Annotated in this window: 25 protein-coding genes and 1 pseudogene; 4 read left to right on the plus strand and 22 right to left on the minus strand. The window is 52.3% G+C overall.

Annotated features, from left to right (window positions below):
* Nucleotides 1-3 precede the first annotated feature (3 nt).
* The 3 genes from VPR01S_RS05555 to VPR01S_RS05565 all read left to right on the plus strand — a co-directional run bounded on the left by VPR01S_RS05555 (nt 4) and on the right by VPR01S_RS05565 (nt 1,641).
* Entirely contained in the window at nt 4-471 is a 468-nt protein-coding gene (locus VPR01S_RS05555) for an Sbal_3080 family lipoprotein (RefSeq protein ID WP_021704332.1), read from the plus strand.
* A gap of 85 nt (nt 472-556) precedes the next feature.
* On the plus strand, nt 557-1,243 hold the full coding sequence (locus tag VPR01S_RS05560; RefSeq protein WP_021704333.1) for an SDR family oxidoreductase: 687 nt from the start codon (nt 557-559) through the stop codon (nt 1,241-1,243).
* Nucleotides 1,244-1,434: 191 nt separating this feature from the next.
* Nucleotides 1,435-1,641, plus strand: coding sequence for a hypothetical protein (locus tag VPR01S_RS05565; RefSeq protein WP_021704334.1), 207 nt, complete (start codon nt 1,435-1,437; stop codon nt 1,639-1,641).
* A gap of 40 nt (nt 1,642-1,681) precedes the next feature.
* On the opposite strand, the gene VPR01S_RS05570 is transcribed toward VPR01S_RS05565, so the two are convergent.
* On the minus strand, nt 1,682-3,646 hold the full coding sequence (locus tag VPR01S_RS05570) for a DNA topoisomerase III (protein WP_021704335.1): 1,965 nt from the start codon (nt 3,644-3,646) through the stop codon (nt 1,682-1,684).
* An 88-nt stretch (nt 3,647-3,734) separates the two neighbouring features.
* Nucleotides 3,735-4,073: a Grx4 family monothiol glutaredoxin gene (locus VPR01S_RS05575; protein ID WP_021704336.1), complete on the minus strand. Its 339-nt coding sequence runs from the start codon at nt 4,071-4,073 to the stop codon at nt 3,735-3,737.
* Between the two features lie 268 nt (nt 4,074-4,341).
* Here VPR01S_RS05575 and sodB point away from each other — a divergent pair, with 268 nt between their 5' ends.
* A complete protein-coding gene (gene sodB / locus VPR01S_RS05580) occupies nt 4,342-4,926 on the plus strand; it encodes a superoxide dismutase [Fe] (protein ID WP_021704337.1) in 585 nt (194 codons plus the stop codon).
* A gap of 121 nt (nt 4,927-5,047) precedes the next feature.
* Here sodB and flhB read toward each other — a convergent pair whose 3' ends face one another.
* The 20 genes and pseudogenes from flhB to VPR01S_RS05680 all read right to left on the minus strand — a co-directional run bounded on the left by flhB (nt 5,048) and on the right by VPR01S_RS05680 (nt 23,219).
* Entirely contained in the window at nt 5,048-6,178 is a 1,131-nt protein-coding gene (flhB, locus tag VPR01S_RS05585) for a flagellar biosynthesis protein FlhB (RefSeq protein ID WP_021704338.1), read from the minus strand.
* Nucleotides 6,179-6,187: 9 nt separating this feature from the next.
* Nucleotides 6,188-6,970, minus strand: a complete 783-nt coding sequence (gene fliR / locus VPR01S_RS05590; RefSeq protein WP_021704339.1) for a flagellar biosynthetic protein FliR — start codon at nt 6,968-6,970, stop codon at nt 6,188-6,190.
* Nucleotides 6,971-6,978: 8 nt separating this feature from the next.
* A complete protein-coding gene (fliQ, locus tag VPR01S_RS05595) occupies nt 6,979-7,248 on the minus strand; it encodes a flagellar biosynthesis protein FliQ (RefSeq protein WP_021704340.1) in 270 nt (89 codons plus the stop codon).
* Nucleotides 7,249-7,260: 12 nt separating this feature from the next.
* Entirely contained in the window at nt 7,261-8,133 is an 873-nt protein-coding gene (gene fliP, locus VPR01S_RS05600) for a flagellar type III secretion system pore protein FliP (protein WP_021704341.1), read from the minus strand.
* A complete protein-coding gene (gene fliO / locus VPR01S_RS05605; RefSeq protein WP_021704342.1) occupies nt 8,120-8,518 on the minus strand; it encodes a flagellar biosynthetic protein FliO in 399 nt (132 codons plus the stop codon). The genes fliP and fliO overlap by 14 nt, the downstream gene beginning before the upstream one ends.
* Before the next feature lie 3 nt (nt 8,519-8,521).
* Nucleotides 8,522-8,932, minus strand: coding sequence for a flagellar motor switch protein FliN (gene fliN, locus VPR01S_RS05610; protein WP_021704343.1), 411 nt, complete (start codon nt 8,930-8,932; stop codon nt 8,522-8,524).
* A 15-nt stretch (nt 8,933-8,947) separates the two neighbouring features.
* Nucleotides 8,948-9,994 (minus strand): flagellar motor switch protein FliM, encoded by a 1,047-nt coding sequence (gene fliM / locus VPR01S_RS05615; RefSeq protein WP_021704344.1) that lies wholly within the window; start codon nt 9,992-9,994, stop codon nt 8,948-8,950.
* A gap of 7 nt (nt 9,995-10,001) precedes the next feature.
* Entirely contained in the window at nt 10,002-10,496 is a 495-nt protein-coding gene (gene fliL, locus VPR01S_RS05620) for a flagellar basal body-associated protein FliL (RefSeq protein ID WP_021704345.1), read from the minus strand.
* 30 nt (nt 10,497-10,526) lie between these two features.
* Nucleotides 10,527-12,299 carry a flagellar hook-length control protein FliK gene (locus VPR01S_RS05625; RefSeq protein WP_021704346.1) on the minus strand — a complete coding sequence of 591 codons (1,773 nt, stop codon included), beginning with the start codon at nt 12,297-12,299 and terminating at the stop codon, nt 10,527-10,529.
* Nucleotides 12,300-12,397: 98 nt separating this feature from the next.
* Nucleotides 12,398-12,841: a flagellar export protein FliJ gene (fliJ, locus tag VPR01S_RS05630; protein ID WP_021704347.1), complete on the minus strand. Its 444-nt coding sequence runs from the start codon at nt 12,839-12,841 to the stop codon at nt 12,398-12,400.
* 6 nt (nt 12,842-12,847) lie between these two features.
* Nucleotides 12,848-14,170 (minus strand): flagellar protein export ATPase FliI, encoded by a 1,323-nt coding sequence (gene fliI / locus VPR01S_RS05635; protein ID WP_021704348.1) that lies wholly within the window; start codon nt 14,168-14,170, stop codon nt 12,848-12,850.
* Complete coding sequence (fliH, locus tag VPR01S_RS05640; RefSeq protein ID WP_021704349.1) at nt 14,171-14,971, minus strand: flagellar assembly protein FliH; 801 nt, start codon at nt 14,969-14,971, stop codon at nt 14,171-14,173.
* Nucleotides 14,972-15,002: 31 nt separating this feature from the next.
* Nucleotides 15,003-16,058 carry a flagellar motor switch protein FliG gene (gene fliG / locus VPR01S_RS05645; RefSeq protein ID WP_021704350.1) on the minus strand — a complete coding sequence of 352 codons (1,056 nt, stop codon included), beginning with the start codon at nt 16,056-16,058 and terminating at the stop codon, nt 15,003-15,005.
* Nucleotides 16,051-17,799 (minus strand): flagellar basal-body MS-ring/collar protein FliF, encoded by a 1,749-nt coding sequence (gene fliF, locus VPR01S_RS05650; protein ID WP_040902285.1) that lies wholly within the window; start codon nt 17,797-17,799, stop codon nt 16,051-16,053. Before fliF ends, fliG begins: the two co-directional genes overlap by 8 nt.
* Nucleotides 17,800-17,816: 17 nt before the next feature.
* A complete protein-coding gene (gene fliE / locus VPR01S_RS05655) occupies nt 17,817-18,128 on the minus strand; it encodes a flagellar hook-basal body complex protein FliE (RefSeq protein ID WP_021704352.1) in 312 nt (103 codons plus the stop codon).
* An 82-nt stretch (nt 18,129-18,210) separates the two neighbouring features.
* The gene (locus VPR01S_RS05660) at nt 18,211-19,617 is read right to left on the minus strand and encodes a sigma-54-dependent transcriptional regulator (RefSeq protein ID WP_021704353.1); all 1,407 of its coding nucleotides are present in this window, start codon (nt 19,615-19,617) and stop codon (nt 18,211-18,213) included.
* Complete coding sequence (locus tag VPR01S_RS05665) at nt 19,617-20,660, minus strand: sensor histidine kinase (protein ID WP_425585297.1); 1,044 nt, start codon at nt 20,658-20,660, stop codon at nt 19,617-19,619. Before VPR01S_RS05665 ends, VPR01S_RS05660 begins: the two co-directional genes overlap by 1 nt.
* A gap of 142 nt (nt 20,661-20,802) precedes the next feature.
* A pseudogene (locus VPR01S_RS05670) lies at nt 20,803-22,268 on the minus strand (sigma-54 dependent transcriptional regulator).
* A gap of 224 nt (nt 22,269-22,492) precedes the next feature.
* Nucleotides 22,493-22,903 (minus strand): flagellar export chaperone FliS, encoded by a 411-nt coding sequence (fliS, locus tag VPR01S_RS05675; protein WP_021704357.1) that lies wholly within the window; start codon nt 22,901-22,903, stop codon nt 22,493-22,495.
* Nucleotides 22,904-22,913: 10 nt separating this feature from the next.
* Nucleotides 22,914-23,219 (minus strand): flagellar protein FliT, encoded by a 306-nt coding sequence (locus VPR01S_RS05680; RefSeq protein WP_021704358.1) that lies wholly within the window; start codon nt 23,217-23,219, stop codon nt 22,914-22,916.
* Nucleotide 23,220 lies beyond the last annotated feature (1 nt).

Genomic DNA, 23,220 nt, shown 5'->3' on the forward strand with positions numbered 1-23,220 from the left:
AAGATGCTTAAACGTCTATTCGTTATCGGTGCAGTTCTGGTCATGGCCGGCTGTACCTCTCCCAAATTTGAAGGTGAAGCAATCGCTGAGACCAACCAGACAAAGTCGATGACCATTATTGAAGATGATGCCACACGCGATGTCTTCCTCGCCTCTATGCTGGCGTGGTGCAACGACAACGGTTATACCTGCAAAGTGGCTCTGGATGGCAGCCAGCCAAAGCAGGATGAGCTGACTTTGGATTACGTCTCGCGCTGGAGCTGGGATTTCCGCACCTTCATTGCTGATGCCAAAATCAGTGCTTACAAAGACGGCGCCCGAGTCGGCACAGTAACGTTCAAAGCGCCAAATGGCCTGGATACGGAAAAATTTGGCGACGACACCAAACGCATTAAAGCCATGATGGATATCCTGTTTGATAAGACATCACCGGCGCAGGCCACCCTCGACGCCAAAAACGGCGTGATTTGATCGCAATGGCTCCGTGAACGGAGCCATTTTTCTTTCCCGCTCCGCTCACCTACAATACATTCAAGCAAAGATAACGGAGTCTATTATGAGTCTGGTTTTTATTACCGGCGCCAACCGGGGCATCGGGCTAAGTCTGGTCAAACACTACCTGTCTCATGGCTGGCAAGTACACGCCACCTACCGCAAGGCCGCGTCAGCGACCGAGTTACTGTCCCTGTCCGCAACGCATGCCCCCCTGCACTGTCATTCACTCGATGTGACCGATTACCCATCAGTCGCCGCGCTTGCAACGCAACTGCCGCCTATCGACCTGCTGATCAACAATGCCGGTTATTACGGGCCGAAAGGTGGTCGGTTTGGCCATACCGATGAAATGGAATGGCGTCGGGTACTGGAAATCAACACCATCGCACCGTTAAAACTGGTGGAATACCTCTATCCTCGCCTCCAAGCAGGCTCATTGCGCAAGATAGCCTGCCTCTCCTCTAAAGTCGGCAGCATGACCGAAAATACCGCCGGTGGCGGGTATCTCTATCGCTCGTCCAAAGCCGCACTGAACTCTGTGGTCAAAAGCCTTAGCAACGATTTGAGTGAAGAAGGGTTTACCGTTCTGGCGCTGCATCCAGGCTGGGTACAAACAGACATGGGCGGACCCAATGCGCTGATTGACACAACCACCTCAGCGCAAGGCTTGGCAGACGTGATTGCTCAGGCAGACAACACGCAAAACGGCCAGTTTCTCAACTATCTGGGGGAGCGCCTGCCTTGGTAACGCAGCGGCGCATGGTCTGATACAGAAGGAGTCAGGCTAATACGCCTGACTCTACGTTTTTCAATAAGATAACAGGACAAAACATAGACGCAGGCTATCTGAGCGGAATTATCGCCTGGCGTAACTTGCAAAATAGCGGTATCCAACCAGACTTAGAGAGGATCTCAACCCCCAGTATAAGGAGAGTAAAGATGGCCACCGACAGAGAACTGGTCAATTTCAGTGAAGACCACGAACTGAACCACTGCTTGCGCAGTGCAGGCAAACGTCAGACCAAAGCCAACCGCGAAGCCTTGGTGGGCCTAGGCAGACAAGTCAAAGACCAGTTGGGCAAACGCGTGCTGACCCACGATGAAGTCAGCGATGCGATTAAAGGTAATGACACGTTATTTGAGTAATTCCCTGCCCCGTCAGCGGCCGAAAGGCGTTGTCGCTGACTTATTTTCCCGCCCTTTTTTTACCGCCGGATTTGGCTTTGCCTTTGGTGGCGTAGCTGCGCTTTTTACGTTTGAACGCCGGACGCTCCACTCTGGGTAACTGTTGAAGCGATGGAGGAACCGGACCCGCTTTTACGCGCTGCATCAGTTCGTCAATGCGCTGCAGCAACGCCTGCATAAACGGTTGATAGGCCTGATTACGCTCTGCCATGCCTTGCAGTTGATGCTCCCAGTGGGCGGTCATATCCGGATACGTTGACTCCCCCGGCAAAGCATGGATAAGCCCCCGCCCAGCCTCACTAGACAAGATCATTTTCCCCTCCCGCTTCAGCAACTGACGCTTAAACAAGGTATCCAGAATACCAGCACGAGTGGCTTCGGTTCCCAGCCCATCGGTATCCCGCAGGATTTTTTTCAGCTCTTTGTCTTCAACAAACCGGGCGATACCGGTCATGGCCTGGAGCAGCGTTGCTTCGGTGAAATGGCGAGGCGGTTCGGTCTTACGATCTTTGATTTCCCCTTCCCGGCACGTCAGCACGGTGCCTTCGGCCAAAGGCGGCACGCAATCGACACCATTGTCGTCGTCATCCACTTTACCGAGTAGCGTTTTCCAGCCAGGTGACACCAACTGGCGACCTTTAGCAACAAAGGTGCCTCCGGCAATATCGAACACCAATTTCGCCTCTGCGTACACCGCCGCCGGATAAAACTGCATCAGATACTGACGAGCAATCAGTGCGTAGACTTTCATTTCATCGCCAGAAAGTGCATTGACGCTGGCTTGTTTCGGCGTGGGGATGATCGCGTGGTGCGCGTCGACTTTTTTGTCGTTCCAGGCTTTGGATTTCAGGCTTAAGTCGGCGCCGTTCACCGCTGGTTGTAACTCTTTGGCATTGGTACGGATAGCCTCACACACAATACTCGCTTGCGCATAGTGTTCCATCGGCAAATAGCGACAGTCAGAACGCGGATAAGTGATCAGCTTGTGTTTTTCGTACAGTGCCTGACAGGTATCCAGCACACGCTGGGCGCTCATCGCGTAGCGCTTAGCCGCATCGATCTGCAAGGCCGAGAGTGAATAAGGTAATGGTGGAGCTTGTCGGGTTTGTTTTTGCTCGGATTCGGTCACCGTCGCAGGTTGATTGGCTATTCGCCTGGCAACATTTTCCACCAGCTTGCGGTTAAGAATGCGCCCCTCTTCATCTTGCCATGGCTGACAGGCTTCGCTCGGCTTCCAACGAGCGCGAATATCGAACTGCTGTGTGTCATCTTGATACGGAATCAACGCGTGCAACGTGAAATAATCTTTAGGGACAAAGTGTTCAATCTCTTCATCGCGGCGAACCACTAATCCTAGCACCGGTGTCTGCACCCGCCCCACCGACAACACCCCCTGATAGCCTGCTCGCTGGCCAAGCAAGGTGTAAGCTCGTGACATATTCATGCCATACAACCAATCGGCGCGCGAGCGGGCAAGCGCCGACACCGACAGCGGAATAAAATCCCGATTGCTGCGCATCTGAACCAGTGCTCGTTTGACTGCCGGTAAGTTTAAATCGCTGATCAAAAGGCGCTGAGCCGCGTCTTTTTTACTCTGACTGACTTTGCAATAATCCAGCACTTCATCAACCAGCAACTGCCCTTCGCGATCCGGATCCCCGGCGTGAATGATCTGCTGCGCTTCCTTAAGCAGTTTTCTGACCACTGTCAGTTGTTTACTGGCTGACTTTCGTGGGCGCAGCTGCCACTGTTGCGGCACGATCGGCAAATCAGCCATGTTCCATTTTTTATACCGCTCGTCGTACGCATCCGGTTCAACCTGCTCCAGAAGGTGACCAATACACCAGGTCACAACGTCTCCGTTGCCACAGCGGATAAACCCCTGATCATTTTTTTTCGGACCAGGAAGTGCCGCCGCAATAGCTCGGCCAAGACTGGGTTTTTCGGCGATAAACAAGCGAGACATAAAACAATTTCAGCAGATACAATAAGGGCCACATTATCCAATGTGGCCCTTATAATGCAAGATTAAACTGTATATTTAACCAGTTTAATTACGCGTCTTCTTTGCCTTCTGCACGTGCTGCAGCTTCTTTGATCAATGGCTGAAGCTCACCTTTCTGGAACATTTCGATGATGATGTCACAACCACCGATCAGCTCTCCTTCGACCCACAGTTGCGGGAACGTTGGCCACTGTGCATACACTGGCAGCTCCGCACGAATGTCTGGATTTTGCAGAATGTCCACGTACGCGAACTTTTCACCACACGCCATCAACGCTTGTGCCGCCTGAGAAGAGAAACCACAGCTAGGGAGTTTTGGCGATCCTTTCATGTACAGAAGGATCGTGTTTTCTGCGATTTGCTGTTTAATTTTGTCGATCGTTTCCATTGCTTCCTCATTAATGGATTTACTACGTTTGATCTGATCATTCTAAACCATTAGCTGAGAATAAAAAGCATAGAATAAGTAGGGGTATCCGCAATAAATAAATTTCATATAGAAATTGGCCCCCGCCTCTTTTAATAAAGTAAAAACTTGCTAAAATGTTTTGCAAGTCAGTCGTATTGACACAGAGTGGCTTCGCTAGCACTCAAGAATAAAAACACTGGAAGCAATCGAAAGAGATCCCTCTTTCATACAAATGGAGAATCGAGCAATGGCATTTGAACTACCAGCTCTTCCTTACGCGAAAGACGCACTAGAACCACACATCTCTGCAGAAACTCTGGACTACCACCACGGTAAACACCACAACACTTACGTGGTAAAACTGAACGGTCTGATCCCAGGCACTGAGTTTGAAGGTAAAACTCTGGAAGAGATCATCAAGACTTCAACTGGCGGTGTATTCAACAACGCAGCGCAAATCTGGAACCACACGTTCTACTGGCACTGTCTGTCTCCAAACGGCGGCGGTGAACCAACTGGCGCAGTAGCAGATGCCATCAACGCGGCATTCGGCTCTTTCGAAGAGTTCAAAGCAAAATTCACTGATTCAGCGATCAACAACTTCGGTTCATCTTGGACTTGGCTTGTGAAGAACGCCGATGGCTCTCTGGCTATCACGAACACGTCTAACGCTGGCACTCCACTGACTGAAGAAGGCGTAACGCCACTGCTGACGGTTGACCTGTGGGAACACGCATACTACATCGATTACCGTAACGTACGTCCAGATTACATGAACGGTTTCTGGGCTCTGGTTAACTGGGACTTCGTTGCAGAGAACCTGGCAAAATAATCCTCTCCTAACGGAGTGAATTTCTGTCTTAATCAAAAACCCGCCATCGCGGGTTTTTTTGTATGTCTTCTGTTGAGCGCCGTACCGCCGACTAAAATCGCTAATCATCCTATACGCTCGCTCAATGGCGCAAATCCGGTGGTATCGGCATGTTGTCCTCACGCAGCGTCGGGCGTTGCCCGCCGCGTTTGCGGTATTGCTTTAACTGGAACACGTAGGCCAGCACCTGAGCAACCGCAGTAAACAGGCCATCAGGAATTTCCTGTTCCAGCTCCGTGGTATGGTACAACGCCCGGGCCAGAGGTGGGGCTGGTATCACGTAAATATCGTGCTCACGCGCCACTTCGCGAATTTTCAACGCCATATGATCGATCCCTTTGGCCACCACCACAGGAGCGCGATCCGAGTTCTGTTTATAACGCAGCGCGACGGAGAAATGCTCCGGGTTGGTGATGATCACATCGGCCTGTGGGACTTCCGCCATCATCCTGCGCTGTGCGGCCTCACGTTGCAACATCCGGATACGGCCTTTGACTTCAGGCTTCCCTTCGGTCTCTTTGTATTCGTCTTTCACTTCCTGTTTGGTCATTTTAAGCTGATTGGCATGTTGCCAGAGCTGAAACGGAATATCGATCGCCACCACAATCAATAGTGAACAACTGATCAGCAAGACAAAGTTCAGCAGGATATCGAGCGCGTGAAAAATGTTCTGTGGGTACACATCCAGGCTGAGCTGAAACAAATCGGCCTTAGCGGCATTGATCAGATAAAACGCCATGCCGGACACCAGCAGCACTTTAAGAATCGATTTCAGCAGCTCCACCCAGCTTTGGATACCAACCATGCGCTTAAGACCACTGAGCGGGTTCATCTTGGACAGCTTCGGCCGAGCAGCTTCAGCCGAAAAACTGATCCCGCCGATGCCCGCCGCGCCAATCAGAGCCGCAATAAACAAAGTCAACAAGATTAATAGTAAAGGCAGGATCAGGCTGACCAGTGCGCCGCTGACGATATCAAACAGCTTTGGCAAATCGAAGATTTCTTCGCGGCTGAGCGAAAACAAGCGCCCCATCGACGTAAACAAAGCTCGCGCCAACGTTTCACCAAACCACATCAGCGATACAGCACCGATCACCAATACCGAGACCGACGCCAGCTCCTTCGACCTTGCAACCTGCCCTTTTTCACGAGCCTGTTGCAAGCGCCTGGGCGTGGCGTCTTCGGTACGTTCCTGACCGTCAGATTCCGCCATTCAGCCCCCCTAACAATTCAGTCGTATAAAGCGGCATACCTGCTGCTCTCCCTGACTCCAGAATAGCTCATAGTGCGTATACAAACCGCCGAGGATATACCAGCACAGCAACAGCCCCACCAACAGAGCGAACGCAAAACCGAGAGAAAAGATGTTCAACTGAGGGGCTGCCCGGGTCATCACCCCAAAAGACAGGTTGATGGTCAGCAACGCAATAATGCCCGACAACGACATACTCAGCGCCACTTTAAACATCACACCCAGCCAGGTCGCCAGTTCGCGAAAATTCGCACTGGTGAGTGATCCCGAGCCAATTGGCAACGATTTAAAACTCATCACCACCAGCTGAATCATTTTGAGGTGGCCGTCAGTGGCAAGAAAAAACATGGTTGCTAAGAACATAAACAGTTGGCCCAGCAACGGAGTATTCTGGCCGTTGGCCGGATCAACCATGGACGCAAAACCCAGACTCGACTGCATACCGAGGATCTGGCCGAGGATAACGAAGGTCTGAACGATAAACTGGGTGATGGTGCCCATTGCCACCCCGATCACCAGTTGTTCCAACAGCACCATAAAGCCGCGAAACGACACCAGATCAATGTCCTGCGGCACGGCGGGAATGGCCGGCATCACCGCGAAGGTTAACGCCAGTCCCAGATAGAGACGAATTCGCGGCGACACAAAACGTGCACCGGTAACCGACATGACCATTAACATGGCGGAAATGCGGGTAAACGGCCAGAAATAATTGGCAATCCAGTCCAGGACAACGCTCGCCGGGTACTCCATGGCCGCTCCTAGTAGAGTACCTGAGGTAAACGCTCGATCAGGGCGTAGAAATATTCCATCATCATCTGCGTCATCCAATGGGCAAACAACATCAGCGCCAACAGCGTCACTATCAGACGCGGTAAGAAACTCAGCGTCTGTTCGTTGATTGAGGTTGCCGCCTGAAAAATAGCCACAACCAGGCCCACCAGCAGGCTGGGTATAATGATGGCGCACACCATCAATAACACCATCCACAGGGCATCACGAAACAGTTCGACGAACATTTCAGGCGTCATTATGCTCCTCCGTTAAGTGACAAAGCTACCAGCCAGAGTCGACAGGATCAGGTTCCAGCCATCGACCAATACAAACAGCATCAGCTTGAATGGCAACGACACAATCATCGGTGACAACATCATCATACCCATCGCCATCAGAACTGAAGCCACCACTAAATCGATGATCAAAAATGGCAAAAACAACATGAAGCCAATCTGGAACGCGGTTTTCAGCTCAGAAGTGATAAACGCCGGGATCAACACCGCCATCGAAACCTCTTCGGGGTTACGTGCCTCTGAGCCAGAAATTTCGACGAAGGTTTCCAGATCTTTAACCCGGGTCTGTTTCAGCATAAACGTTTTCATCGGTGCCTGAGCCAAATCAAATGCTTCGCGCGCCGAGATCTGTTCGTTGATGTACGGCTGAATCGCCTGTTCATTCACCTGGTTAAGCACCGGCGACATGATAAAGAAAGTCAGGAAAATGGCGATGCCGACAATCACTTGGTTGGATGGCGTTTGCTGCAAGCCCAGAGCCTGACGCAGAATCGACATCACCACGACAATCCGGGTGAACGAGGTCATCAGAATCACCATGGCCGGCAAGAAACCAAGCAGGGTCATCAAGGCCAGTATCTGCAAGTTGACCGAGTAGTCTTCGCTGCCATCCGGATTGGTGGTCATGGTAAAGGCGGGAATACCTCCGCCACCGGAGGCACTGCCTGCCGCCACAGTACGAGAGGCCCCGGCCTCTTTCTCCATGGCCGATACCGTGACGTTTTCTGCACTTGCCGCGCTGGCTGGGATGTCGCTGGCCAGCTCTTGTTGTGCAAGTGCCAAAGGCGTCAGGAGCATCAGCACCAACATCAGCAGCGCGCTCAGGATCGAGTTAGTTCTTATCATGCTTTTTCAACAGCTGGGACAATTGATTCGCAAACGGTGCGGGGGCCAGCTCCTCCTGAGTCAGTGGCGTTTCCAGTTTTGAAATCAGCTGAATATTCTGGGAAGTGATACCAACCAAGAACTGCTCTTCACCCGCCTGAACGATCACCATGCGCTCTTTGGTGCCCACCGGCAACTGACGGATAATACTCAGCCCCTTCTGGTTCCCGAGGGTTGGGACCCGCATGCGTTTGAGCATCCAGGCCAGAAAAACGATCAGCGCTATTACGAACAAAAGCGACCCGAGAGTGGTCGCTATATCGAACTGACTGCCGGGCAAATTGTTCTCCGCCGCAGCCATGCTCATTGTCGGCAACAAAGCCAGCGCCAAGACGCTCTGTCTCATACGCTACCTCAGTTTCTTAATACGTTCAGTTTGACTAATCACATCGGTAAGACGAATACCGAACTTATCGTTGACCACCACCACTTCGCCATGCGCAATCAAAGTGCCATTGACCATCACGTCCAACGATTCACCGGCAATACGATCCAGTTCAACGACGGATCCCTGGTTCAGTTGCAACAGGTTGCGAATACTGATCTGCGAACGGCCCACTTCCATGGAAATGGTGACCGGAATATCCATGATCGTATCGAGTTTACGGCGCTCATCGTCAGTAATCGGCGATGCGGTATCCTGTAACTCATCCAATGGCGCAGCGAACACATCATCCGCATCGACACTGGATGCGGCCGGATCTTCGCCTAGTGCAGCGGCCCACTCTTCGGCCAGCTTGTCATCATCTGTTGATCCCATTTTGACACCTACTTGTTATTCATCATCACCGTGATCATCCTCGAACTCAGACATGATGTCTTTGCCAAGGAAAGCCAGATCGGTTTTTACCACATCTGGTCGTTTAATTTTCTCTGAGACCTGCACAGCGATTTTGTCGCCAGAGCGGCCCATCTTGACCCGAAACGTCGGCAACTCCTCGACAAACATGGTCGCGTTCTCCGGCATCTGGATCGGAATAATGTCACCTGGTTGCAGCTCCATCAGGTCGCGCAGCGAGATATCCTGCTCCAGCAGGTTAACCCGAAAATTCACCGGAACATCCATGATTTCTTCGCGCAGTGCTGAACTCCAGCGAACATCGGTTTCCATTTTGTCCGACTGGACACCGGCATCAAGCAGTTCACGGATTGGTTCGACCATCGAATACGGCATCACCACGTGAAAGTCACCACCACCGCCATCCACTTCAATGTGGAACGAGCTGACCACAATCACTTCCGTCGGACTGACGATGTTGGCCATGCTCGGGTTCACTTCCGAATCGAGATACTCAAACTCAACCCCCATGACCGGGGACCAGGCTTCTTTGTAGTCTTCAAACACAATTTTCAACAGCAACTGAATAATGCGACGCTCGGTGGGAGTGAACTCACGCCCTTCAATTTTGGCGTGGAAACGACCATCACCGCCAAAGAAGTTTTCCACTAGGATAAACACCAGACGCGCTTCCATCGTCACCAAAGCGGTGCCTTTTAGTGGTCTGAAACGCACCATGTTAAGACTGGTTGGCACATACAATGTGTTCTGGTATTCACCGAACTTCATCATCTGCACACCGTTGATCGACACTTCGGCAGTTTTACGCAGCATGTTGAACAGGCTGATGCGCATATGACGGGCAAAACGCTCGTTGATCAGCTCGAGCGTTGGCATGCGACCACGAACGATGCGGTCTTGTGAGGAGAAATCGAAACTGACGGCGTCTTCACCGCCGCTGTCCAGATCCTCTTCCACGTCATCTACATCGTCAACACCATGTAATAACGCATCAATTTCGTCTTGGCTTAATAGATCGGTCACATCTCACCTACTGAATTACGAAGTCGGTAAACAGCACTCGCTCAATGACAGGCTGCCCTACCGCACGAGTCAGACTGGCTTTAATGTCTTCGGTCGCTTTATCGCGCAGTTCCACCCGGCCATTGGCGGTACGCAGTTGCTCCACCGTGGCCGACGCAAACGTCGCCAGCAAGGTGCTTTCCACCAGTGGCGAATGGTAACGAGCCAGATTTTCATTTTCACTGCCACGCACCATTAACTGCACCTTGATCTGCACCAGGCGATCACGTTTGTCGCCAGTCACGTTAAACAGAAACGGTTGTGGAATATTGACGTACGCGACAGGAGCCACCGTCGCCGCCGCTTGTTGCTGAGCTTCTTGCGCCTGTTTGTCTTCATCCGATCCCAACAGGAAAAACGCGGCGGCTCCACCGCCCAGCAGCAATACCACAACAATCGCGATGATCATCAGCAGCTTTTTTTTGCCGCCGGACGCTTCTGGTGTGATTTCTTCGATAGCCATAATATTCTCTATCTTGTTGTTTTATACAGTCTAAGCGTAATAGCTGATTCCATCACGCTTCAGCGCGACATTCAAATCAAGTTTGGTGTCCGGTTCAAGGTTTTCTTCACCGCCAAAGTCCTGACTGCTGTTACCTTGACCAGATCCTCCGTTTTCACCCGCAGCATAACGGCTCTGTTGCTGGCCGCTGTTTTGTTGCTGTACTGACGTATCCGACAGTTGAACACCCTGCTGAGCAAGCATTTCACGTAACCTTGGCATGGATTGTTCAATCACATCACGCGCCTGATGGTTGTTCACCGTAAAATGGACCGTAGCCTGATCACCGTTCATATTCATGCGGATCTGCATTCGGCCCAGTTCGGGCGGATCGAGGCGGATGTCTACATTTTTGAGGTTCTTTGACATCATCATCTGAACCCGCTCTGCAACTTGGTCACTGGCCATCTCTCGGGACAACTGCAGCGGAGGCTGAGCCTGCTGAGCACCTTCCGTCCGGGTCTGAGCCAAAGTATTGCTATTTTGACCGCCAGCCGCTGAGGCGATTTGTTGAGCCAGATTCGCCTCTTTTCCGCTGTCTGACTTATCATTCAACCCACTGAGGGCCTTGGCTCCGAGAGCCGCTTGCAACACTGCTTGCCGGGTGGGGACCGAGTGCGAATTCAGTTGCTGCGCCGCCAACAATTGCTGCGCCTGACTCAAATCGGCCGGTATCGACGCAGTGACGGCAGCTTTTTCCGCAGCCTGAGACGCGAATGGCAAGGCTTGGGTAGACGCCGAAGCCGATTGCTGTGCCGGCGATGGCACCGGTTTGTCAGCCTGCGGCGCTGATTCACCATGAGCTTTTACCGTGAGGTTTTTCCCCCAGGCGATGGCCGGCGCTGCCTTTGGTTCCTGGCTGTCAGCCTTATCACTCTCTTGAGTGCTCGCCGAGAGTCCCTGAGCCGTTGCTGTCACGGCCTGTGACGATGCTATTACGGCTTGTTCCGACTCTTCTTTGCTGTCAGAGTCTGGCGCTTGCGCGGTTTGGTTAAGCACTGCGACGTCTGACGAATCTGCCTTCGCTCCACTCATCATCGCGGCTTCAGTGGCGGCCTCATTCGAGCTGCCTTTGCTTGCCTGCGGAGTGTCTGGTTGCGATTCATTCGGTTTTGCGTCTGACGGATGTTCGATAAAGCGCTGCGCTGAAGCTGGCAGAGAGGCCAACACTTCTTCGCTCTCGACACTTGAATCATTGGTCGCCACGTTGTTACCTGAGGCGCCCGATGGCATGTTTTCTGTTGCCGGCATGGACTCCGCTTTCACTGCGCCCTTCTCAGGGGGCAACTCTTTGCCGTCTGCGGAGGTAACTTTGAGCGCCTGATTCGACTGATTGAGGCGAGTCAGTAACTCATCGCCTTGCTGCATAGTGGCATTGACGTCTGGCTCGCTATCACCGCTATTGTGCGCCGTATCCGACAACGACTTGGTGTCTGTCGACTCCGCTTTCGCAGCCGCCTCTGTGTTTGGCTCCAACGCTGGCTCCGAGTCACTTGCTGTACTGACGTCTTGCTCCAGCAGACTATCTGCGCTGTTGGCAGCCACAGCCTGACCATCAGAGGCCGCTTTCAGTTCCCTGTTGGTTACCTGAGGTTCCGTCTCGGATTTGGCGCGGCCTTTTGATTCGCTATCACCGAGCAGCATCGCGGCCAGCTTACTGAAAAAACCACCTTCGGATGCGCCGCTTTCGGTCGCATCGACTGAATCCGTCGTCGCTTTGGGACTTTTCGCTGATTCCGGCACTGGCGTTAAATTCACGTTCATAATCGGGCACTCATTCCATCAGAGTGTTACTCACTCGGGCTATCGACAGCCAAACTGTCGGTTATGATCGGAATGTTTTGCAATTATTACGCCAACAATCAAAATTGTACGCGTTTGCGACTGTAGAGTAAGGTCGAAAACTCATCCATCTGTTTCTGCTCCCTGGCGTCTTGTGCTCGCTGCGCTTCTCGTTGTTTTTTTTCCATCAGCCATTCATAGGAGCGACGCTGTTTACGCGACTCCAACCAGTGCAGCTCGCAACCTTCAACCTGGCCTTTAAAGTGGGTTTCGGCTTGCTTCTGTTTGGACAAGGTTTCATCTAACTGCGTCAGAAAACGATTGAGGTGACTGTACTGGCTGGCGGTGAGCCCTTGCATACCCCGGTCAACCAACTGCTGACAATAATCCAGTCGGTACTGCTCAATTTGCGACAGTTGCTGGTAATATTGGTCAAGTTCACTGCGAGCTTTTGCCAGCGCCAGAGATGCCTGATTTTCACGTTCTTTTGCCTGCTCCAGCAGGAATTCCATCGCGTTATCCATCGACGATTAGCCTCCCTGTAAGATATTTTTCAACATGCTGACACACATCTCGTAAGGCACACTGTCTTTCATTCCCTGTTGCAGATAATCGTCCAAACGCGGTTTGAGGGTAAACGCGCTATCAATGGCCGGATCCGTACCTGGCTTATACGCGCCGATCGAAACCAGATCCTGATTCTTACGGCAAACAGACAACACCTGACGCACGGCTTTGGACATCAGCACATGTTCATCGGTGGTAATTTGTGGCATTACCCGACTGACCGACTTCTCTACATCTATCGCCGGATAGTGCCCGGCGTCGGCCATTTCGCGCGACAACACAATGTGACCGTCAAGAATGGCACGAGAGGCGTCGGCGATCGGGTCCTGCAAATCATCACCTTCCGTCAGCACGGTGAAAAAGGCCGTAATCGAGCCCTGGTTGTCGCTGCCATTCCCGGCCCGCTCAACCAGGGCTGGCAATTTGGCAAATACGGAGGGGGGATAGCCTTTCGTCGCAGGCGGCTCACCGACCGACAGCGCGATTTCACGCTGTGCCTGAGCAAAGCGGGTCAATGAATCCATCAGCAACAGTACATCCAATCCCTGATCTCGAAAATATTCGGCGATCGTTAGCGCAGTCTGACAGCCTTTAAGGCGCATCAACGGCGATGCATCCGCCGGAGCGGCCACGACCACTGAACGCTGACGGCCGTCACTGCCAAGGATTTCTTCAATAAATTCTTTTACTTCTCGGCCACGCTCACCAATCAACCCGACCACCACAACCTGCGCCGTGGTACCTCGCGTCATCATCCCAAGCGTCACTGACTTACCGACCCCGGAACCGGCAAACAGGCCAATCCGCTGCCCTTTCCCCACGGTCAGTAGACCGTTGATGGCCTTAAGGCCGACATCCAGAGGTTCGGTGATGGGTTTACGTGCCAATGGATTGATAGGTTCGGCGTTAAATGCCGCGCGCTGAGCCGTATAAATTGGCCCCTGGCCATCCAGTGGGTTACCCACACCATCGATCACCCGCCCAAGCAGTTCCATGCCCACCGGGAGCCCGGCCTCACTGGTTACCGGGGTGACTTTTGCCCCCGGCAGGACACCGGAGATCTGCTCACTTGGCATCAGATAAAGATTATCGCCGGCAAAACCAACCACTTCTGCGTCCATTTCACCGGACATGGTTTCGACCCGGCATAAACTGCCGATCGGGGCACGGCAACCCGTGGCTTCGAGCGTCAGTCCGACGACACGCACCAGTTTACCGGATGCCACCGGACGCGACGTCAGCCCGTGTGTTTTGTAGTGACTGAGACGTTCGGCAAGTGCCAGCACTTATTCGCCTCCCTGATGGCGGTTGGTGCCGCAGAAACTCTGAATCACACTACGAATGCGATCTTCCATACGGTAATTGACACTCGACTCGCCCGCTTCAATCTGCACATCGGCACGATTTAAAGCCGGCTCGGCCACCAGCGTCCAGTTTCTAAATGCCAGTTCTTCTTCGCCGTAAGCGGAACGAATGATCGCCACGTCTTCCGGATGGAGTTTCAGTGTAATCGCATGGCCGGAAATCGGCAGTGCCTCAACCGACTGTTTGATGGTATCGAGGATCACCTGAGGGTTGGTCTGCACTTCAACGTGCACCACTTCTTTCACCAGCGTCAACACCATATCGACCAGTTGCTTTTCCACCTGAGCGTTCATCAGCTCCAGTGGTTGGGCAAACTGATTAGCCAAGCTGACAAACGTCGCCACCTGCTGCTGAATAAATTCTTCGCCCGCGGTCACGCCTTCCGTTTTGCCCAGCTCAAAACCTTCCTGATGGCCCGCTTCAATCCCCTGCTCTTTACCCTTTTCATAGCCTTGTTTGAAACCGGCTTCCTGACCTTGCAGTAAACCTTCCTGATACGCAGATTGACGGATCTGTTCGATCTCTTCTTCGCTGAGCTCGACAGGTTGGGCAATTTCGGGCTCGTCAAAATCCGGCATCCAGCCCGGATCATAATTGAAGGCTGTCTCTTTGGCCTGTTTATTGGCTTCGGCACCGTAGTCAGGCATCCCCCATTTCTGGGCTTGCTCAACTGCTTCGTCTTCATTTAAACGCAGAAAACCGCGCTTTCGTTCAGTCGACATTGTTGCTCCCGTGCATTACCAAGGCGTGAGATTAGAGGAATTCGTCGGCACCGCCAGACAACATCAGTTCGCCGTTGTCGGCCATGCGACGCGCAATCGCCAGCACTTCTTTCTGTGCCGCTTCCACATCCGATACCTTAACCGGCGGCATCGCTTCGAGATCGTCTTTCATCATCTCAGCCGCACGTTTCGACATGTTCTTGAAGATCTTATCGCGCAGTGCATCGTCAGCGCCTTTGAGCGCTTTTTGCAGTACGTCCTGAGGCACATCACGCAGCAGCTTCTGAATACCCTGATCGTCGACTTCTATGAGGTTTTCGAACACAAACATCAAATCCTGAATCTGTGTCGCCATGTCTTCGTCCTGATCGCGGATTTGCTCCATCAGGATGCCTTCGATGTTGTTGTCCAGGTAGTTCATGATCTCGGCTGCGGCTTTCAGGCCGCCAATTTTGGCCGCTTGTGCCCCAGCCTGACCCGCAAACTGTTTCTCCATGATTTCGTTCAGCTCCGCCAGTGCCGATGGCTGTACCTCCTCCAAATTGGCGATACGCATCATCAGATCAAGGCGGACACGTTCAGGGAACTGAGACAGTATTTCGGCAGACTGATCCGCTTCCAGATAGGACAGAACAATGGTTTGGATCTGTGGGTGCTCGTTGAGAATGATGCTGGCAACCTGACGGGGATCCATCCATTTCAATGAATCCAGGCCTTTGGAACCGGTACCGAGCAGGATCTGATCCACCAGATTATTGGCTTTATCTTCACCCAGCGCGGCCACCAGTGCATTGCGCATGAAGTCTTCGCTGCCCATGCCGATGTTGGTGTATTTCTGAATGTCTTCCAGAAATGCCCGATGTACCGCACTGACTTTTCCCTGACTGAGATCATTGGCACGCGCCATCGCGCTACCGACCCGCTGTACCTGCTTCGGTTCAAGGTGGCGAATGATCCCGGCTGCGTCGTCTTCGTTGAGACTCAGCAATAGGATCGCTGCACGTTCTTCGCCTGGAATGGAAGAAATATCAACGCTTTCTTCCGCCACCTGGCCACCGTTTTCTTTCGCTACGATTTCGTTAGGCATCTTTCATCCAGTTTTTCACTACCTGCGCCGCCAGCTCAGGTTCATTCGCTACCAGAGCACGCACCGCTTTCAGCACATCCTCATCTTTATGCAGATTCGGCAAATCGATACTCGATCCAAATTCAAACAGATCACTGCTTTCAATGTCGCTGCCAATCAAGCTGGTTTCGCCGTCGGCACCAATCGGCAGGCCATCCGGTCCGTACGCTTGATCGTCATCGTTGTCGGCAGTTGGGTTGAGCAGTTTCTTCATTGCCGGGCGCACCAACACCAACACAACCACAATGATAACCAGCGCACTGGCGAACCAGCGAACCCAGTCGTTGAAGTTCGGGTGCTCCCAAATCGGCACATCACTCAACTGTGCCACTTCCGGCTCAGCAAACTGCATACTCAGGACGTTGAGTAGATCCCCGCGTCCTTCGTCATAGCCCACCGCTCCGATCAACACCTGACGAATGGCACTGATTTCACTCTCGCTGAGCGGTTGATAAGTCGTTTCGCCACTGTCGGGATTCACAACGGCCCGGTTCTTCACCGCTACCGCCACCGTCTGGCGATTAATCACACCGGTCTGACGACGTTCGTGACTGATGGTGGTGTCCAGCTCAAAGTTGCGGGTGGCTTCTTTGTGCACTGACCCCTGGCCGAGTAAAGCGCCGTCTTTCATTTGCGCCACGTCTTGTGGAATCGACGCATCCGCTGGAGGCTGATTACTCAGAGCGCCTGGTACCCCAGCTACGACATTGCCATTGTTATAGTCTTCCAGCGTGTATTCGCTGCGGGTCGATGGCGTATTCGGATCGAAACGCTTACGGGTCTGTTCAACGGCGCTAAAGTCCAGCACCACATCCACTTGCGCGGTGTAGTTACCCAGTCCCAGAATCGGGATCAATACCGAGTCAATTTTCTCACGTAGCGCCTGCTCTTGTTTACGCTCAAGCTCCTGCTCTTTGCGGCGTGCTGCCGAGGCTGGATCCTGAGAGCCAGAGCTGAGCAGACGACCGTGCTGATCGGTGACAGTAATTCGGGTCGGCTTCATGCCCGGAACGGCACTCGCGACCATGTCAACGATCGAATCGACCTCTTCCTGCTTCAGCGTGTTACCGCTTTTCAGCGTCAGAAACACCGACGCCGACGCTTCCTGATTATGGCGTACAAACACACTTTGTTTCGGTAGAGCGAGCAAAACGCGCGCTTTACGCACCTGCTTCATCTCTTCGATGGCTTTGGATAACTGGCGCTCGCGGCTGAGCTTCAAACGCTCCTGTTCAAGACGCTGAGACACACCAAAGCCCATGTCTTGCAACAAAATATCATCGCCCGCCTGAGAGCCTTGGTTCAGGCCCGCACGGACCATATCCAGTTTGAGGTTATTGTATTCACTGGATGCCACCATAACGGTGTTGCCATCCAGTTTATAGGTCAGTTTCTGTTGATCGAGATAATCCAGGATCGGGATCAGCTCTTCGGTCTCATATGCGCCAAGCGGTCGCATCTCTGGCTCTTTGACCCAGAAAAACAGCATCACAATCAATGCCACACAAATGGAGATCGACAACACCAGCACCACCTGACGCAGCAAATCAAGATCGCCGATCGCCATGTCAAATTTGGAGGAGCTTTTCTCGTCCAAATCCGGGTTTTGTGTTTCCATATCAGTCCCCGGGTCAGCCATCAGTGCGTTGTCCGATGCTGAGCCGGTTACAGTAAGATCCGTTGTTTGATTTTCGCCTGCCACAGAAGATACCTAAAAAGTTAAACCGGCATGTTCATCAGTTCTTTGTACGCTTCAACCAGTTTGTTGCGTACCTGAATCGTCGCTTCGAATGCGACACTGGATTTGTTACGAGCAATCATGACATCCGACAGCGACACGCCTTCATCACCCCGATCAAAGCGCATCTGCAAGTCGCCGGAGGTTTTCTGCAGTCCGTTGACGTTATTGATCGCACGGCTCAGCATATCGCCAAAATCAGCCCCAACCTTGTGTCCGGTTGGCGCCGCCTGGGTGTTGCCAGCTTCCAGCATCATTGCCTGCATTTCGGCTTGTAGACCGTCAATTCTCATGGCTACCTCTTGATGTCAACTGTTTGACTTACTCGTATTTTTGTAGATTAAAGCAATTAATATGCCACTCAGTGGCACATTATTAGCCCGGAATTTCAATGCCGGCATCTCGCATTTTCGCCAGCTTGTAGCGCAGCGTACGCGGGCTGATCCCCAGCTTTTCTGCCATTTCTTTGCGACGTCCGTGGCACTCTTCCAGCGTTTCGAGAATGATGGCATATTCCTGGTCACGAAGCTCGTTGCCTAGCCCCGAATTGCCGACTAGGCCACGTGAAATCTCTTTTTGCGCCAACGGCTTCACATCCGGGACCAGAGTTTCACCTGACTCAACCACGTGCTGAAAACTGCTGGCATCCTGCCAGTCGATCCCTTCCAACAAAATATGCTCTGCGCGAATATCACCACTTTCACTCAAGATAAGAGCGCGCTGCACAACGTTGTCCAGCTCGCGAACATTTCCCGGCCATGGATACGCCATCAATTTATCAACGGCCGCGTCGCTGATATTCGGCACCGCCATCCCCAATTTCGAGCAGTGGCGCTCAATCAGGTGATACGTCAGTGGTTCAATGTCACCGATCCGCTCGCACAGTGCTGGCCAGGCAATTGGGAACACGTTCAGCCGGTAGTACAAATCCTCGCGGAAATGGCCTTCTTGCACATACAGCTTAAGATCCCGGTTACTGGTGGCTAGGACGCGGACATCGAGCTTGATGCTCTTACGGCTCCCCAGACGTTCCACTTCCCGCTCCTGCAGTACACGCAGCAGTTTCGCTTGCAGGCTCAAATCCATCTCACTGATTTCATCGAGCAGAATCGTGCCGCCCTGGGCTTGTTCAAATTTGCCCGGACACGCCTGAACCGCGCCGGTAAAGGCCCCTTTTTCATAACCAAACAGGGTGGCTTCCAGCATGTTGTCTGGAATCGCGGCGCAGTTGATTGCGATAAACGGGCCGTCTTTACGATTTGACGCATTGTGAATGTAACGAGACATCACCTCTTTACCCGACCCACTCGGGCCAAGCACCATGACACTGGCGTCTGTTTTGGCAACTTTGTCCGCCAAGGCCAGCAACTTAAGGCTCTTCTCGTCCGCGACCACGGCATCTCCGTTGTCGTCAGACTTGACAGGCGCATAGCGACTGACCATGTTCAGCAGCACTTCGGGAGCAAAAGGTTTGGCCATGTAATCAATGGCACCGTCTTTCATCGCCGACACTGCATCTTCAATGTTCGCGTAAGCTGTCATGAGTAACACCGGCAGATTTGGCCAGTTTTGTTTGATGGTGCGCAGCAGCGCTAAACCGCCCATCCCAGCCATCTGCACATCGGAGACCACAATATCAACCGAATGGGTTTTCAGCTTGAGCAGCGCGTCTTCGGCACAGTCGGCCTCCAACCACTCGTAGCCAGCCAGTGCCAGCGTATCCACCAGCGCCTCGCGCAGACCTTCATCATCTTCAACGATTAAGACTTTGCTCTGAGCCATTATTGTTCTCCGTTGTTCATTGCCTGAGACGGCGCGTCACTGCGTTGCAGCGGAATACACATGGTAAAACACGCACCATCGCCTTGTTCTGAAATCAGTTCCAGCCGCCCTTCGTGAGCGCGGCATACCATCTGAACCACCGCCAGTCCAAGGCCTGTACCTTGTGAGCGGGTAGTAAAAAACGGTTCCATAATTTTTTGCTGAAGCTCTTTCGCCACTCCGGGTCCGTTATCCTGCACGGAGATTTTCAGCTCGCCGTTCACCGGGCGGAAAAACACATCTATCTGCGCCTGTTTTCCGACAATCTGAATGGCATTTAACACCAGATTGCTCAGCGCCGATGCGATCGCATTGGCGTTCCCCAGCAGTTCAGTATGCTCTTCTTCCACTTCCTGGAAAAAGTCGATGTGGTTATTCTTTAACGCCGTTTCGATCATAGGCATGAATTCGGTGACCAGTTCTGCAATGGTAAACGGCTTGATCACCTTGTTGTCACCCCCTTTGGCAAACAACAGCATGTCGTTGACCTGTTTTTCCAAGTCATGCAACCGATCCATTAATTTGGTCTGAAAACGCTCACGTGTCGCAGACGGCAGATTTGGCGCCCCGAGGTTCGAGGCGTAAAGCATCGCGCTGGATAACGGCGTTCTCACCTGATGCGCCAGTGATGCAACCATGCGCCCCAGCGACGACAAACGTTGCAGATCGCTCACGCGCGATTGCAGCAACCGGGTTTCCGTCAGGTCAGTGATCAAAATCAGTTGCCCAGTCGCGGAAGCAGAGATAGCCAAACGTACTTTACGTCCGTTCCGCAATGACACTTCGTGACCATCGTCTTCTTTAGGGGCAAACGCCGCCTGAATAATGGTAAACCAGCGCTCCCCCAGCAGTGGCACTTCCAAGATGCGACTCGCTTCCGGATTGGCTTCGCGAACCACGCCTTGAGTATCAAGCAGAATGACCCCCGCCGGCATGACATCCAATACCTGTTTGTAACGCTCGACCTGATCTTCTAATGAATCAAGATGTGACTGATTTTCCATAGTCTCCGCTGACGCCATGTCGTTTTTCTGCCTTTTAAAACCACAAAAGCCTGACATGCATAAAGCATACCAGGCTTTTAATTATGTTTTTCAACAACTTAACCTAATGACAAGATCTTGGCACTGGCAAAATGTCGATCTTTTAACGCTGCAAATTGTATTTGCGCATCTTTTCAACCAGTGTGGTTCGACGCATCCCGAGCATGTCCGCCGCACGGGCAACGATGCCTCCCTGCGCTTCAAGTGCCTGGCTTATCATGTTTACTTCCAAATCCGCCAGCATCTCTTTGAGGTTAACCCCTTCCGGTGGCAGCGCCTGTGGCGCGTCGGCGTTATCCTGAAAATGATCCACATCATCCAGACTAAAGCTGCAGAAAACAGATCCGCCAACACGTCTCGCTCCTGCTCTTCCACCGACGCGAAACCGGCGTGTTCAGGCTGAAACTCAGGAATATCACTGTAACGGTATTTGGTTGGCAGGTGATTGACATCCACCAGACTGTTTGGATACAGGATGATCATCCGTTCAATCAGGTTGGCCAGTTCACGAACGTTGCCTGGCCAGTTGTGTTCCATCAATGAGTTGATCGCGCGTGGCGTAAAGCAGATTGGCTGACCGCCCTCTGCCTCCATCCGTGTCATCAATTCCTGCAACAGCAGTGGGATGTCTTCTTTACGTTCACGCAGTGCCGGCATTTCAATCGGGAATACATTCAGCCGATAGTACAGATCTTCGCGGAACTGTTGATCGGTGATCATGGTTTCCAGATTGCGGTGAGTGGCCGCAATGACACGGACGTTAACGCTGACCGTGGTATTACCGCCAACCCGTTCAAAACAGCGCTCCTGAAGAACGCGCAGTAGTTTCACCTGCATCGGCAATGGCATATCACCAATTTCATCGAGGAACAGCGTGCCGCCTTCTGCCAATTCAAAACGTCCTTTGCGCGCGGTTATTGCGCCAGTAAACGCCCCTTTTTCGTGGCCGAACAGCTCGCTTTCCAGCAAATCAGGTGGAATTGCGCCACAGTTGATCGGCACAAACGGCCCGCCTCGGCGTGAACTGTGATAATGGATGTTGCGTGCGACAACTTCTTTGCCCGTCCCGGACTCGCCCAGGATGAGTACATTGGCTTCGGTAGATGACACTTGTTCAATCAGGTGACGCACTTCCTGGATGCCACGACTTTGGCCAACCAGGCTGCGGAACAAAGTATTTTTACGTGTGCCCGGAAACGCCTGGATCCCTTTGCGCCCCAAGAAATCTTTACAGTGGCGCAGTGCTTCACTCAGTTGCGGGTAATTTAGAGGAAACTCCAGTTCACCCACGTATTGTGGGTAGTCTTCCACTGGATAGAAATGCTTACCGGCGATGAGCAGAGGGATATGATTGGCCGAAACGAGTTTTGCGCACAGGTTTGCAGGCAGTTTTCCGCCCTGAATGGAGCCAACAATGCAGCCTGCCCAGATCTTCGACCAATTTTGATCGTCGATCTGCGCTGAAGAGATCACTTCACACTGTTCTCCGACAAATTCTAAAATTGTGCTCAAATTGATGCGCAGTTGTGCGTCATCTTCAATTACGAGCAATTTTGCTAAACCTTGCATGGGTGAGAATGATTGCCTTCATCTGAATGGTTGTCGCCAAAAATTATATACTTATGCCAGTTCCCTTGGTCAGGAATCTCTTGTTTAACGATAGTCGATTTACATAACTCGGCAACAAAAAAAGCCACTAGGCTAGTTAGTGGCTTCTATTCTATTTAGATATATAGGAGATGGCAACCAAGCAATCAGTTGGTGTGACCTTAGTGGAAACTTTGCTTGAGCAACTATATGCCTACTTCGTTTGCCGTCAGATTGTGATATTCCGCCGGGATTTGATCCCAGGCCGATTTGATTTCACGAATGATCTCAATCACATCATCCAGAAGTTGAGGATCATTCTGGTGATTAGCAGCAGCGATCTGGGTGATCATGAATTCATACAGCTGATCCAAGTTCTGAGCGATCTCACCGCCATCGTCCATCGACAGGCAGCTGCGCAGGCTGATGATGATATCCAGCGCTTTCCCCAGGCGTTCCCCTTTAGATGGAATGTTGCCCTGTTCCATGGCCGCTTTCCCTTGGATCAGGCGCTCAATCGCCCCCGCCATCAGCATCTGAACCACCTTATGCGGGGAAGCTGCACTCAGCTGGCTATCAACCGATACCTTTTTGTAAGCCTGTAACGAGCCACGCATAACTACCTCTTTATAAAAATCTTTTGTACTGTTGGACCGATTTGTTACCGTGCCGGTAACGCCTCAGTGTTTCACCGATTTGGGCAGTTTTTGATTGCATGAGTTCAACCAGCGCTGCGGTTTCCGCAACGGCCGCCTGCCACTCCTGACTGCGTGCCCAATCGGGATGAATGTCGATATAGTTCAACAGCGTTTGCAATATCTGTTCCCTGTTATCGACCAGGCGCTGGATTTCTTCATGCTCGATCTCATCGGCCACCAACGCTTGTTTTATTTTGTGATTCAGATCACTCAATTGAATCAGAGTCTGCTCCATA

The organism is Vibrio proteolyticus NBRC 13287 (assembly GCF_000467125.1).
GTDB lineage: Bacteria > Pseudomonadota > Gammaproteobacteria > Enterobacterales > Vibrionaceae > Vibrio > Vibrio proteolyticus.

Excerpts from the sequence above, each read along its gene's own strand:
- VPR01S_RS05555 (WP_021704332.1), top strand. The coding sequence starts at position 4 with ATGCTTAAACGTCTATTCGTTATCGGTGCAGTTCTGGTCATGGCCGGC.
- VPR01S_RS05560 (WP_021704333.1), top strand. The coding sequence starts at position 557 with ATGAGTCTGGTTTTTATTACCGGCGCCAACCGGGGCATCGGGCTAAGT.
- VPR01S_RS05565 (WP_021704334.1), top strand. The coding sequence starts at position 1,435 with ATGGCCACCGACAGAGAACTGGTCAATTTCAGTGAAGACCACGAACTG.
- VPR01S_RS05570 (WP_021704335.1), bottom strand. The coding sequence starts at position 3,646 with ATGTCTCGCTTGTTTATCGCCGAAAAACCCAGTCTTGGCCGAGCTATT.
- VPR01S_RS05575 (WP_021704336.1), bottom strand. The coding sequence starts at position 4,073 with ATGGAAACGATCGACAAAATTAAACAGCAAATCGCAGAAAACACGATC.
- sodB (WP_021704337.1), top strand. The coding sequence starts at position 4,342 with ATGGCATTTGAACTACCAGCTCTTCCTTACGCGAAAGACGCACTAGAA.
- flhB (WP_021704338.1), bottom strand. The coding sequence starts at position 6,178 with ATGGCGGAATCTGACGGTCAGGAACGTACCGAAGACGCCACGCCCAGG.
- fliR (WP_021704339.1), bottom strand. The coding sequence starts at position 6,970 with ATGGAGTACCCGGCGAGCGTTGTCCTGGACTGGATTGCCAATTATTTC.
- fliQ (WP_021704340.1), bottom strand. The coding sequence starts at position 7,248 with ATGACGCCTGAAATGTTCGTCGAACTGTTTCGTGATGCCCTGTGGATG.
- fliP (WP_021704341.1), bottom strand. The coding sequence starts at position 8,133 with ATGATAAGAACTAACTCGATCCTGAGCGCGCTGCTGATGTTGGTGCTG.
- fliO (WP_021704342.1), bottom strand. The coding sequence starts at position 8,518 with ATGAGACAGAGCGTCTTGGCGCTGGCTTTGTTGCCGACAATGAGCATG.
- fliN (WP_021704343.1), bottom strand. The coding sequence starts at position 8,932 with ATGGGATCAACAGATGATGACAAGCTGGCCGAAGAGTGGGCCGCTGCA.
- fliL (WP_021704345.1), bottom strand. The coding sequence starts at position 10,496 with ATGGCTATCGAAGAAATCACACCAGAAGCGTCCGGCGGCAAAAAAAAG.
- VPR01S_RS05625 (WP_021704346.1), bottom strand. The coding sequence starts at position 12,299 with ATGAACGTGAATTTAACGCCAGTGCCGGAATCAGCGAAAAGTCCCAAA.
- fliJ (WP_021704347.1), bottom strand. The coding sequence starts at position 12,841 with ATGGATAACGCGATGGAATTCCTGCTGGAGCAGGCAAAAGAACGTGAA.
- fliH (WP_021704349.1), bottom strand. The coding sequence starts at position 14,971 with ATGTCGACTGAACGAAAGCGCGGTTTTCTGCGTTTAAATGAAGACGAA.
- fliG (WP_021704350.1), bottom strand. The coding sequence starts at position 16,058 with ATGCCTAACGAAATCGTAGCGAAAGAAAACGGTGGCCAGGTGGCGGAA.
- fliE (WP_021704352.1), bottom strand. The coding sequence starts at position 18,128 with ATGAGAATTGACGGTCTACAAGCCGAAATGCAGGCAATGATGCTGGAA.
- VPR01S_RS05660 (WP_021704353.1), bottom strand. The coding sequence starts at position 19,617 with ATGGCTCAGAGCAAAGTCTTAATCGTTGAAGATGATGAAGGTCTGCGC.
- VPR01S_RS05665 (WP_425585297.1), bottom strand. The coding sequence starts at position 20,660 with ATGGAAAATCAGTCACATCTTGATTCATTAGAAGATCAGGTCGAGCGT.
- fliS (WP_021704357.1), bottom strand. The coding sequence starts at position 22,903 with ATGCGTGGCTCGTTACAGGCTTACAAAAAGGTATCGGTTGATAGCCAG.
- VPR01S_RS05680 (WP_021704358.1), bottom strand. The coding sequence starts at position 23,219 with ATGGAGCAGACTCTGATTCAATTGAGTGATCTGAATCACAAAATAAAA.